Raw genomic sequence first — 12,900 nt, 5'->3', positions numbered from 1 at the left:
CTTTTTTACCATTACCAGACTTATTAATAATATAGTTAAACGGGTCGCGCCATCTTAACTTTCCAGAAGAATGCAAAATAGATAGAGCGATCGCTCCATTAGGAAATTCATCTATCAAACTATCAATATTTCCTGTGGTTGGTAGTTGCTTAATTAATTTTTCTGCTGCTTGATATTGCGACTTCAATTTATCTGCTAAAAATTTTTGCCTCTGTTTATCTTCTGGGTCTAACCAACCAGTCGGTTCGCTAATTAAAGTTAAAGCTTCTGCTGGTTTTCCGTCTCTACCTCCCCTGCCAACTTCTTGAATATATTCTGATAAAAGTGATGGTGCTTGAAAATGTATTACCCACCGTACATCTGGTTTATTTATTCCCATTCCAAAGGCAGAAGTGCAAACTACAAAATTTATTTCTCCACCTATCCAGGCTTTTTCAATATGTCTTCTTTCTTCTCCACTTAATCCTGCATGATAAGCTGTAGTTTGATAATTTTTTTCTCGTAATATTTCTGCTAATTTCTCACTGTCTTTTCTGGTTCTGACATAAACTAAACCTGCTTGTTTTTCTCTAGCTTTGATAAACTTAAATAATTGTTGACGGCGACTTCTAGGAGTACAAATATGTTGAATTTTTAGATGTAAGTTATTTCGGTAGGGGCTAAGTAAAAATGGTGTTGGGTTTTGTAGTTGTAAGGTGTTTTTGATAATTTTTTGTGCTTGAGGATCGGCAGTAGCCGTGAAGGCTGCAATGGCAAGGTTTGTACCTGGTGGTTTTGATTTTATTAGTGCCGATCTGACTGCTCCTAAACGTCTATAGGCAGGGCGAAATGTTTCTCCCCATTGTACTAAGCAGTGGGCTTCATCTAATATTAAACCGTTGATTTTTGTCTGGGGTTGAGATAGTAAATTCCAGATTTTTTGGTTGAATAATGTTTCTGGGGAAAGGTAGAGTAATCTAAGTTTATTTTGTTCTAATTTTTGGAATGTTTGTCGTTTTTTTTGGGGGTTAAGTTGACTGTGGAGTAAGGCAGCGGGTAGGGAGCGATCGCTTAGTTCTTGTACTTGGTTTTCCATTAGGGCGACTAGGGGAGAAATGACTAATGTTAAACCTGTTTTTAGGAGGGCAGGAAGTTGAAAGCATATTGATTTTCCGCCTCCGGTTGGCATTATTATTAGGGCGTCTTTTCCTGTTAATAAGCAGTTTATTATTTCTCCTTGTGGTTGTCGAAAATCATCGTATCCCCAGATTTTTTTGAATGTTTCTTTGACGGTATTCCAGGATGTTTGTTCTGAGTTTTCCATTATATTGTGGCACAGATATCTTGCCTGTTGGTTTTTTGTGTTGAATAAAAAGTCTAGTATTTGGGCGAGTAGATCCAGTTAATATTATTGTATCAGAGTTAATTTCAGATTGCAACCCTAATTCTACTTTCGACGCCCTGTTTTTTGGAGTGCTTCATAAAATGTTTGCTTTTAATAGTTATCTGGGAAGCGATCGCTTTTTTTTGGCGCTCTATTTTGAGTGCTTCAGAGAATGATTGATTGGTAATTATCTGGGAAGCGATCGCCTTTCAGTTGTTTTGATTGTGTCCCATAGGCATCTGGCCTGTCGTTTTTCTGTGTTGAATAAAAAGTCTAGTGCATAGGCGAGTTGCACTCACCAAATTTATTCTATCAGAGTTAATTTGAAATTGCAACCCTAATTCTACTTTCGACGCCCTGTTTTTTTTGGAGTGCTTTAGAGAATGATTTTTGGCAGGTTGTCTGAGAGGTGATGCTTTTTTCGGGAGTGCTTCAGAGAATGTTGGGTTTGACTGGTTGTCTGGGAAGGGATGCTTTTTTCGACGCGCCGTTTTTTTCGGGAGTGCTTCAGAGAATGTTGAATTTGGCAGGTTGTCTCAGAGGTGATGCTTTTTTCGACGCGCCGTTTTTTTCGGGAGTGCCTTGGAGAATGTTGGATTTGACTGGTTGCCTCAGAGGTGATGCTTTTTTCGGGAGTGCTTCAGAGAATGTTGAATTTGGCTGGTTGTCTGGGAAGCGATCACTTTTTTTGGCACTCTATTTTTTTTGAGTGCTTCAGAGAATGATTATTGCCTGGTTGTCTAGGAGGCGATCGCCATATCTCTAAGTTTTTGTTATAGGTTTGTGCTGTTTAGTTTGAAAATTTTAAATATTGTCAGGGGTTAATGACAAATCAGGGGAAATTTTGTTTGATTTGGCTAACGAGGTTTCAATATTTTCAGCTATTTGGTTCGGTTCTGTGATAGGGTAAGAGAGAGAAAAATCCAAAGGAGGGTTATTGCTTAATTGAATTTTGAGGCGCGAAATGCTGATTATATTGTTGTTTTCAGAGGTAATTTTGTTGATTTTTTCTGCCATGAATGACTAATTTTTCTCCCTTGCTGTTTTGGCAGTTTGATAGATTTACTGTTTTGTGGTATGCGAGAGTAAGAATTTTATATCTATATATATAGTTAGGTAATGTTAGGTTTCGTTCCTCCACCTAACCTGCTTTAAACTCAGGTATCAGTTTGGATGGAGATTGCTTCGGGGTATTAATATAGAAAAGCCAAAGCTAAGTTTTTTCCCCTCCCCTCGCAATGACTTTTGTACTGTCATTGCGTTAGCGTAGCTTTGCAATAGCAAGGGGGAACATTTCACCATTATTTCTCACTACTACCAAAAAGACCCCCGAAGCAATCTCTATAATTTTGAAATGGCTTCCCTCGGCTCTGCAAAAATTTCTCGCCATGACAAGTACAATAGATTACTTTTCCAATGTTGGCTTGAGGAACTAAACCCAACCTACTAAACTAAAATTTTCCAATAGTAGGGGCGGGTTCCAGTTTAAATTAATCAGTCTCAACATTTAATCAGATAAACCCGCCCCCAAGGGTAAAGGGTAAAAGAAAAGAGCAGACAAGGATTTTGCCACAGATGTAGCGATGGATTTAGGAAAGATAGAAAAAGGGAAAAGAAAAAAGTGGAAGATTCCTAGGAACGAGGGGCAGGCAACACGATACGAAAACCCCTAAGGTCGTTGTGGATGTCCGCATTGATATAACCGCGCCAAGCACACCGACAATTCCAAGAATAGTAGCTCCAGCTACCGCCACGGAGCACTCTTCTATTACTATCCCCCCCCAGTTTCCCAAGCACTTCCATCAGTAGGCGCTCCATCATAATTACCATGCCAAGCATCCTGACACCATTCCCAGACATTCCCGTGCATATCATATAAACCAAAGCCATTGGGTGGGAAGCTTCCTACATCTGTTGTTTGTCCTATTTTTCCCTCATAGTTAACTAACTCAGACGTTATAGTTTCTCCAAAATAGAAAGGAGTAGTCGTCCCGGCGCGACAGGCATATTCCCACTGACTTTCACTGGAGAGGGTGTAAATTTTCCCAGTTTTCTGAGATAGCTTTTGGCAAAATTCTACAGCATCATTCCAGCTCACCCTTTCTACTGGGCGACTTCCTCCTTTAAAATTAGAAGGATTATTTCCCATAATGGTTTGGTAGTGGTTTTGAGTAATAGGATATTTGCTCATATAAAAAGGTTGAAGAGTTACTTGATGTTGCGGACCTTCATCAGAATTTCTTTCCGCCTCATTTTCTGGCGACCCCATGATAAAACTTCCCCCAGGAATATAAACCATTTCTAATTTAATCCCATTACCCAAGTCTTCAATTTTTTGCCTAGCACTTCCCTGGGTACGATTAATAATTTTCCCAGAATTGTTGACAGTAACTACCTCAAAAATAAAGAGTTCCCCTTTTTCTTTCCGCTCTATTTCCTCCCAAACACCCAGAGCAACATCTCGATTTTTCACCGCCTCATTCAAACCCAAATTTATCGCCAGGTTATAATCATCAACCGCCTGCTGATATTCTCCTAATTTATAGTAGGCATTACCACGAAAATTATATGCCTGAGCGTGAGTAGCATCCAACGCTATAACTTGAGTCAAATCATCAACCGCCTCTCGATATCTTGCCAACTGAATATAAGTCAAACTTCGCCGATAATGACCATCAGCAAACTGAGGATTCAAACCAATAACGTAGCCAAAATCAATAATTGCCTCCTGATATTTTTCTAGATTAAATTTCTCACTTCCCCGCAGGTAACAAGAATTTATTACGCTCAATTTTTTCTCCTTAGCCAAACCAACCAAACAGCGATTAACCTTAACAACAAATTCCCCATCCAGAGGCAGTAAATTTTCAGCCACCATGTCAAATTTTTCTCTGCCATTCTCTACAGAAAGATAACGAGAATTTAGCCAAGACTCCAGGGAAAAATCTAACATTTGTTCCGCCCAAGTAGGATTAGATAAACCAGTCAAACCAAAGGCAATATCCGCAGCAAATTCTGGTACTAATTCCGAGCGGTCTTTTTCCATAGCTCTGAGACTGCCAATATAACTTTCAACTACCATTTGAAACAGGTCATCTGCCAAACGTTTATCTACAGAAAATTCCGTTTCTAACTCCGGCAATAATTTTGGCAACTGTGGCGATAAATTAGTAGTAATTAAATAATGGATGTCGGTAAATAGGGCGACAATAATATTATGATAAGCTCCTAACAAAGCCGATAATTTGCCAAAGTCTTCACTATTAGTTTTATAGTGACATTCGATATCTATGCCATCTGCTGCCAATTCTTGATTTTCTCGATAAATGTTCAAATTTAAGGCATTATCTCCACCAAATCTTTTATTTATCTCTTCTTCAGTTTTCCCTTTTGCCAAAAGTTTCTGTTTAACATTCGTTTCCCAATGTAAAGCACGTTGAATAGCAAATTCGTAAAGAATTTTCGGATAATGCAAGTGAGAAATTATAGTTTTGTAGAAAGGATCAATTTCTTGTCCGCCACTCCAATAGGCAACGTGAATATTAATTAAATATCCATCTACTTCAGATTCCAGTAATATTATTGGTTCAGATTTTAAGCTACTAAATATAGTTGTAACTGCGCTACCTCCAGCAAAACGACTACTCTCCCAACCTTGATCTATTAGTTTTGTAGGTCGTTGTTCGTTTTCTAGAGGATAGTATTTTTGTAGGAAACTTTTTAAACATTGGGAAAGACGTTTTTCTACTTTAGTAAATCCAGAAGTAGAAGTTTTATTTAGGTGTTCAAAACGGTCATAATCTATTTTTGGAGGCGCTAGAATTATTTGTACAGGAACAGGATTTCTACCTTTATGAGATTCGAGCATTTGCCGGGGAGAATTTTTGATTGGCCAGTAGTTATCTAATTCTTTCATTTCTAGGGCAACTTCTCGTTGATATGCTGCAATTTCTAGAGCAGCTTCTCGTTGGTATGCTGCGATAAAAAATTGAGTTTCTCGGTTATATTGAGCTAGTTCTATTTGTACTTGTTTGTTTTGTTGAAATAGCCATGCTTGAAATTCTTGGTTGCTTTTAGCTATTTGCATATCTACTGCTTTGATAAATTCTTGAAGTTTCCGATTTTCTTGGCATTGGTATTCGACGATTTTCGCTTGAAATTATTGACGATAATTTTCCAGGTCAAATTGTGCAGCTATTTGTTTTTCTTGCAATTCATTTTGATGATCAAAACGTTGACTTTCTAACTCTCTTTGAAATTCTTGGTTATTTCGTTGTAAGTCTAGTTGAAATTCTTGATTATTCTGCTGCAACTTAACCTGAGTCATAGTGCGCATATATTCTGTTTTAAGTTGAGCAACTATTTGTTTTTCTTGTAATTCTTTTTGATGAACAAGTCGTTGCCCTTCTAAATTTTTTTGCATTGTTCTACCAGAGGCACCATTAAAGGCATTAACTATTCCATTCCATGCAGCAGCTCCGGTACTAATAGCAAATGGAAGTAAAGGTAAAGGGAAAACCATATTTTTTTCCTCCTGTAATTTGAAATTTTTCGTAAGGTCAAAAAAGTTTAATAAATGTTGGGTTTCCTGTGTCAAGCAAACCTAGATTATTTGTCATTGCGAGGGGAATATTTCACCATCATTTCTGATTCTTATTAAAAGTATCCCCGAACCAATCTCAGTTTCTAAGAAATTACTTGATGTTTGGTTTCCTTCGTCAACCAAACCTATATTATATGTCATTGCGAGGGGGATGTTCCACAATAATTTCTGATTCTTATTAAAAGCACCCCCGAAGCAATCTCAGTTTCTAAGAAATTACTTTTCTCATGTTAGGTTTATCTAGGATATCGCCTCCACTGAATACTCTTCAACCTAACCTAGATTATCTAGGTAAAAATTTATCTAATCTCCAAAACCTCCAAACTCCCACAAATATTTGAGGTTGAATTAAGTTATTTTTTTATTCCTCCTTCCTCCTTCCTTCTTCTTCCTTCTTACTTCTTACTTCTTCCTTCCAAAAAATTAATTTGCTCCACCATAATAAGAACATAATAAATAGGCAGCAGCACCAACTACTCCTTTATTAGTATGGTGAACTTTAATACCTCCATTATTATAAATATTCCCATTATTATCTACCCAACCAACAGCATGATTATGATTATCATAAATCTTACTATCTGTACCTGCATATCCTAGATAATAATGACCAGAGTTATAAACTTCACGACCTTTTAAATAACCTGCATAATGACCATTAATATCGTTTTTTGTATGTAGGTAAACATTACCTGCATTATCTATAGTTGTGTAAGGATATTCATTGTCAGAATAATGTAAAACTTCTGAATTCAAAACTGACTGATTAGAGAGTGTGGGTTGATATTCTATCTGATGACTAGATAAACCAATATTTTGATTTTCCAAAGTCTGAGAACTTAAACTTAAATTATTTTGCTCATGCTGAAAATTAGAAATTTCTGGTAATGGAAATTCTGAATTTCCTCCAGAAAAATCTGTACCAAAATCTTGATTTATCTCATCCGGTGTTGAGGAAAAATAATCATTGTTAAGTAAACGAGAATTGTCACTAATACCACTATCTTGATTTGCCAAATTATCGAATGAAAAATCATTTTGAGCCAAGTCTTGATTTTCCCCTAAACCAATACCTGAATTTTGATAGTCGAATTGCTGTTGCTGATGGAAACTATCGGTTAAATTCTGATTTAACTCTTGATTTATGTCATCCGGTGTTGAGGAAAAATCATCATTGTTAAGCAAACCAGAATTGTCACTAATACTGCTATCTTGATTTGCCAAATTATCAAATGAATTATTCATATTGATTCTACTCTTAAATGATATCTATATTATATAGCGATTTTTATCTCAGTGAAGTACAAATAACAGGCAAGATGCCTGTGCTACAAATGTTTGCTATAATATTGTGTCGCCCAATATTAAATTCTTATATTGAACTATGGTTTATACTCGCAAAACGTTAAACTTATCCGACATTCAACTTTCTTATCTAGAATGGCAGACAGAAGAAAGTCAAAATAAAAAACAACCACTTTTACTATTACATGGTTTAGCAGATTCAGCTTTAGTCTGGCTAAGTTTAGGAGAATATTTAGCAGATAAATATCACATTATCGCGCCAGATATGCGCGGTCATGGAGAAAGTGGAAAACCAGAAAATGGTTATAGTTTTCAGACAACAATTGCAGATTTAGAAGAACTAATGAAACATTTAAACTGGTCTTCAGCTCATATTTTAGGTCATTCTTGGACGGGAAAATTAGCTTGTATCTGGGCAAAACAAAATCCAGAAATATTTAAAAGTATGATTTTGGCAGACCCAGTTTTTATTGGGAAAATGCCTGGATTTATGAAAGTGACTTTTCCTATTCTTTATCGAACTTTGGAAACTCTCAAAGGTATGGGTCCGTTTGATAGTTTTGCCGAGGCAGAAACTCAGGCAAAGGAGTTAGGAAAATATGCTGGTTGGAGCGAATTTCAACAAATAGTTTTTCAAGAAAGTATAGAGGAAAAAGCTGATGGAAAGTGGGGAAGTAAATTTGTTGTTCCTGCTAGGAATGAAATATTTGAAGAAGTAATGCGAGTTCCTGGTTTAACAGAATATATTGATGTACCGACTTTGTTTATTCAACCAGAAAAAGGTGTAAATAAAAGTGATGCACAAATTAAGCCTTATTATAAGTATTTAAGGAATTTAAAACTGGAAAAAATTCCTGGAAATCATTGGGCGTTTTTGGTGGAACCGGAAAAATTTAATCAGATAGTAGCAGAATTTTTAGAGAGTTTCTCAACATAATTGAGTCTAATATCTCGCCTTTTTAAGCGAATTTTTTTTGGATACTTGCTCAAAATTACCCTTACTAATACCAATTCACTTGAAAAATGTCACAAATAGTTTCAAACTTTAGATGTAAAATAATTTCCTGAAACTACTGAGCGCGTAAAAGTTATGAGTCTATAAAATCATAATGCATGACTTTTGACTTTTGACTTTTGAATTCCGTGAAACGGTTAACTTTTGACTTCTGATTTCTCCCTATTCCCTATTCCCTAAAATTAAATTATGAAGATGAGAGATATACGATCACTTTTAGAAAAGGGGCAATACCAGAAATATTTTCATCTTGTTCATCCTGTGAGAGCTTCTCATCAACTATATGCTGGTTTTTCCCATCATCAAATCTTTCTATCCATCCCTCCCAGGGTGGAAAATTCCCCACATTTTCATTTTATGAAGCTCCTGAAAAAAATTCCCGCGTCAAAGGATTTTTAGTTGCATCCCCAAAAAAATTGTGATACAATAAAAATTATCTGGAGTCTCTCGCCTATAAGCATGATTTTTTATTCAACTAAATTAACTCCAGGAGCAATACCTGGAATATTTTCATCCTGTGGAGCTTCCGATAAACTATATGCTTACTTTTCCCATCTCAAATCTTTCTATCCATCCCTCCCAGGGTGGAAAATTCCCCACATTTTCATTTTATGAAGCTCCTGAAAAAAATTCCCGCGTCAAAGGATTTTTAGTTGCATCCCCAAAAAAATTGTGATACAATAAAAACTATCTGGAGTCGCTCGCCTACAAGCATGATTTTTTATTCAACTAAAAAAGTATAGAAGTATTTTTTCCGAGCCATAGAACTCAGTTTCGCTTCACGATCGCTCAGGTTATTAGAAAAGAAAATCAAAGTAAAAGATACCAAATGGGTTCTATAGTAGGTTTTTTTTTCTGCGGAACCAAGTCTAGAAAACAGGTTTATCAAGAAAATTTCCTGATTTGAAAATAATCAGGGCAATAAACCCGGTTTCTTGTTTAAGTGTAATTCTTGTTACAAAAACTCGCGCCCCATATAAGGTTGCAAAACCTCTGGAATTTTCACACTACCATCAACCTGCTGATAATTTTCCAAAATAGCTGCCATAGTTCGCCCCACTGCTAAACCCGAACCATTCAAAGCATGAACATACTGAGTCCCCTTCTTCTTCCCTTCCTTAAACCGAATATTCGCCCGACGCGCCTGAAAATCTTTCACATTAGAACAACTAGAAATTTCCCGATAAGTTCCTGACGACGGCAACCACACCTCCAAATCATAACACTTAGCTGCGGAAAAACCTAAATCTCCAGTACACAACTCTAAAATTCTATAAGGTAACTTCAATGCTTGCAAAATTGCCTCTGCATCTGCCACCAAATTTTGATGTTCCTCCTCAGAGGTATCAGGATGCACAATTTTTACCATCTCAACCTTATTAAACTGATGGAGTCGAATCAACCCCCTAGTATCCTTCCCATAAGCACCAGCTTCTCGACGAAAACACGGAGTAAAAGCACAATGATAAATAGGTAGTTGTTCGGCAGTTAAAATTTCATCCCGATAAAGATTCATAGTTGAAACTTCCGAAGTAGGTATTAACCATAAGTCGTCTGCTGCACACTTAAAACTTTCCTCCGCAAATTTTGGTAACTGTCCTGTAGCTGTCAAAGACTGACTATTAACTAACAAAGGAGCCATAACTTCAACATAACCAGCTTGAATATGACGGTTAAGCATGAATTGAATAATGGCGCGTTCTAATGCTGCACCTGCTCCCATCAAAGCAACAAAACGACTTTGAGCAATTTTCACACCTCGCTCAAAGTCAAGAATGCCTAATTTTTCTCCTATTTCATAGTGAGGCATAATTTTAGGATTTTGAGGAATGTATTCATCACCCCACCGTTTAACCTCTATATTTTCTGCTTCACTTTTACCTAAAGGTGTAGACTCACTAGGCAAATTAGGCAGAGGTAAAAGTAAAGCTTCTATTTTAGCTTTTAGCTCTTTTTCTTCAGGTTCTAATTCGCTAAGTTTAGCCTTGAGTTGGTTTCCCTCATCTTTTAAAGCTAGAACTTCTGCACCTTTAGGGTCACTACCCGATTTAATTTTTTCCCCTACCTGTTTACCAACTTGGTTACTACGAGCTTGGAGTTGCGATCGCTCTGTTTCTAGTTGTCGCTGTTTTTCATCCAACTCTAGAATTGGTTGTAAGTTGTACTCTCCACGACGGTTGAGTAATTCTTGTACAGTTTGTGGATTTTCTCGAATTTGTCTAATGTCTAACATAATTTTTTCCTATACTCTTAATTTGTCCTATTTAACAGAATATTACTTTATACCAATTTGAAAAAAGAATGCTATGTAATCGTGAAAGTTCAATTATTAAGTAATTCAAAAGGGCTAAATAACCTTTTTGATAATTAGCATCCTGGGAAGGTGTTAATTATTTTGTAAGCATTTCCGTTCCGGAATGCTACGCAAACAGCTATTAGCAGTCAGCTTTCAGCTTTTAGCTTTTTAATGAACGATTTAGCTCGATAGACGGGGTTGCACATTAAAGAATGATAATAGATTTTCAACTGTACATATATTGAGGAAAGAATTATCCAAAATATCAAATGTTCGGATTTCATCATTCCTGATTGTGCAACGCCCGATAGACTTTTAAGGTTAACTGATAAAGTTTTACAGTAACTTTTAATTAGCATGAAATCTAGCTTATTACTTTTTCCTCTTTTAAAGGTAATGAAGCTGTTAACGTAGTTCCTCCGCAGGAGGCTAGCTGTTAACGTAGTTCCTCCGTAGGAGGCTAGCTGACCGCTGAATGCTGACATTATTGTTACCCCACATTTTGCACTACAAAATGTAGCATGTAAAAGCAAAGGAACTGGAGTAATATTAAATCCTGTTCCCACACCCCCATTATCGAAATAGCTCTAAATTCTCGTTCTAAAAGAATTTGACCAATTTTTGTAAAGGGGTTTTGACAAGGCGATTTGGTCTAAGTATTTAGACTTAATAAAAAAAATCTTAAACTGTCATTTTAGAAGTTTCATTAAGCGAGAAAATAGGAATAGAAAAGCCTTTACTTTGCATAAGTCCTAATCTATAAATATACTGAGGGATTTTTGTGGAATCGCATTTCTCGGCATTTCTCTTAAAATCAATAAAAATAAGCATAGTTTGTTCTACCAAAAAAAATCTTTATATCTTTTACTTGATGTTTTATTCCCTAATTATACGGATATTTTCTAAATCACCTAAATTTAACTATATAAATATACTGAAGTCTTATCGACCTAAGAGCATAATACCAAATTCATGCATAGGCAGTTACATCTTAATTTGTGATTTATTCCTGCAATAAAAAAATATAAATTCCATAAATTATCAAAATCAAACTTGTTTTCATCTTTTTTTATTATTTTTTTCTTTCCCTATTCCCTCTTCCCTATTCCCTACTCCCTATTCTAGGATTTTTATGATATGATACTAATCAAATCCAAGGTCTAATCATAAATTTATTAATTTCCCAAGCAGTAAAATATGAGATTTATATATCCATTGACGACTACATTATTAACAATATTTTGGTTAACTGTTCCAGTATTTGCTGAGTCTAAATCTAATTCTATGGAACGGATAAAAACCATTCAGCGCTTATTATCTACTTATGAATGTCCTGGTTGTGATTTGAGCGAAGCTGACTTAAGTGACGCTGATTTAAGTGAAGCAAATTTACTGGGAGCTAATTTACAAAAAGCCAACTTAAAAGATGCTAACTTAAGAGGAGCCATCTTAAGTAGTGCGAATTTAATTGAGGCAAATTTAGCAGGAGCTAATTTGTCAGGTGCAATAATGCACAGTGCAACTATGCGACAGGCTAATCTGAAAGATGCTGATTTATCTTGGGCTGATTTATACCAAGCATATCTGGAGAAAGCTAAGTTAAATGGAGCCAATTTATCTAATGCAAATCTGAATCAAGCAAAATTAAACGAAACTGATTTATGTGGAGCTACTCTACCTAATGGTAAAAAAGGAGATTGTTAATCAAATTGATTAAAAAAATTTATATTATAGTTAAGTCTAAAATATTATTTAGGTATAGTTTTATGCCATAGCAGATATCTCATCAATTACTTTAATGTGTCCTTTACAAATAGCCCGAAGTAGCCGATCGATTGAGCGCTTTTCATCTTCTGGCAAAGACTCATCAAATATAGCTGCCATTAAGCCATAACGATCAGCCAAAGTAATGCAGCCTGTAGCATTAGCATTGGCAAAAAGGTCTCCTAATGCAAATGGAAGGAGATAAACAGGAGGTTCTTGATACATGAAAATCATCTTTGAACTCTACATTTCTAGTATTGGGGATTTTTTATTATTATATAGTGATATAACATTAACACAGTAAGCGATTACACTTACAAAGTTTGGTGATTATAATCACTATTATGGTGTGATTAAGAACAGAGCTTCTGGCTCAGATTACAAATTAGTTGAGTATAGATTTTTAATTTTCCGGAAAACCGAATTCAGAAAAGGAATAAAAGTAGGTGTACCTTACTTTTTTGGAGCAAATAATAGTTTAATAATGTCCCAACATTATCTGAAATTCCAAACTCAAAATTTTGATAAAATTCACAAAAATTTTTGTAAAAAAA

8 protein-coding genes and 1 pseudogene are annotated in these 12,900 nt (G+C 35.8%); 3 read left to right on the top strand and 6 right to left on the bottom strand.

The features are described from left to right. Positions 1–1,303, bottom strand: a 1,303-nt coding sequence (locus tag ACP6PM_RS10980; RefSeq protein WP_426584516.1) for a RecQ family ATP-dependent DNA helicase, incomplete at its 3' end; no start/stop codon positions are given. A 469-nt stretch (positions 1,304–1,772) separates the two neighbouring features. On the opposite strand from ACP6PM_RS10980, the gene ACP6PM_RS10975 reads away from it, so the two are divergent. Continuing rightward, entirely contained in the window at positions 1,773–2,072 is a 300-nt protein-coding gene (locus ACP6PM_RS10975) for a hypothetical protein (protein WP_426584514.1), read from the top strand. Between the two features lie 95 nt (positions 2,073–2,167). Here ACP6PM_RS10975 and ACP6PM_RS10970 read toward each other — a convergent pair whose 3' ends face one another. The 3 genes and pseudogenes from ACP6PM_RS10970 to ACP6PM_RS10960 all read right to left on the bottom strand — a co-directional run bounded on the left by ACP6PM_RS10970 (position 2,168) and on the right by ACP6PM_RS10960 (position 7,211). Further along, positions 2,168–2,380 (bottom strand): hypothetical protein, encoded by a 213-nt coding sequence (locus ACP6PM_RS10970; RefSeq protein ID WP_426584512.1) that lies wholly within the window; start codon positions 2,378–2,380, stop codon positions 2,168–2,170. A 615-nt stretch (positions 2,381–2,995) separates the two neighbouring features. After that, positions 2,996–5,885: pseudogene (locus tag ACP6PM_RS10965) on the bottom strand (SUMF1/EgtB/PvdO family nonheme iron enzyme). Between the two features lie 504 nt (positions 5,886–6,389). Continuing rightward, complete coding sequence (locus tag ACP6PM_RS10960; RefSeq protein ID WP_426584510.1) at positions 6,390–7,211, bottom strand: hypothetical protein; 822 nt, start codon at positions 7,209–7,211, stop codon at positions 6,390–6,392. 139 nt (positions 7,212–7,350) lie between these two features. Between ACP6PM_RS10960 and ACP6PM_RS10955 the strand changes: the two genes are divergently transcribed. After that, positions 7,351–8,208 carry an alpha/beta fold hydrolase gene (locus tag ACP6PM_RS10955; protein ID WP_426584508.1) on the top strand — a complete coding sequence of 286 codons (858 nt, stop codon included), beginning with the start codon at positions 7,351–7,353 and terminating at the stop codon, positions 8,206–8,208. 1,033 nt (positions 8,209–9,241) lie between these two features. Here ACP6PM_RS10955 and serS read toward each other — a convergent pair. Further along, positions 9,242–10,519, bottom strand: a complete 1,278-nt coding sequence (serS, locus tag ACP6PM_RS10950; protein WP_426584506.1) for a serine--tRNA ligase — start codon at positions 10,517–10,519, stop codon at positions 9,242–9,244. A 1,260-nt stretch (positions 10,520–11,779) separates the two neighbouring features. On the opposite strand from serS, the gene ACP6PM_RS10945 reads away from it, so the two are divergent. Beyond that, a complete protein-coding gene (locus ACP6PM_RS10945) occupies positions 11,780–12,286 on the top strand; it encodes a pentapeptide repeat-containing protein (RefSeq protein WP_426584504.1) in 507 nt (168 codons plus the stop codon). A 60-nt stretch (positions 12,287–12,346) separates the two neighbouring features. On the opposite strand, the gene ACP6PM_RS10940 is transcribed toward ACP6PM_RS10945, so the two are convergent. Further along, positions 12,347–12,571: a hypothetical protein gene (locus ACP6PM_RS10940; protein WP_426584502.1), complete on the bottom strand. Its 225-nt coding sequence runs from the start codon at positions 12,569–12,571 to the stop codon at positions 12,347–12,349. Positions 12,572–12,900 lie beyond the last annotated feature (329 nt).

The organism is Dapis brunnea BLCC-M229 (assembly GCF_050015995.1).
In the GTDB taxonomy this organism is placed as follows: Bacteria; Cyanobacteriota; Cyanobacteriia; order Cyanobacteriales; family Microcoleaceae; genus Trichodesmium.
This window is presented reverse-complemented; position numbering and strand designations above follow the sequence as displayed.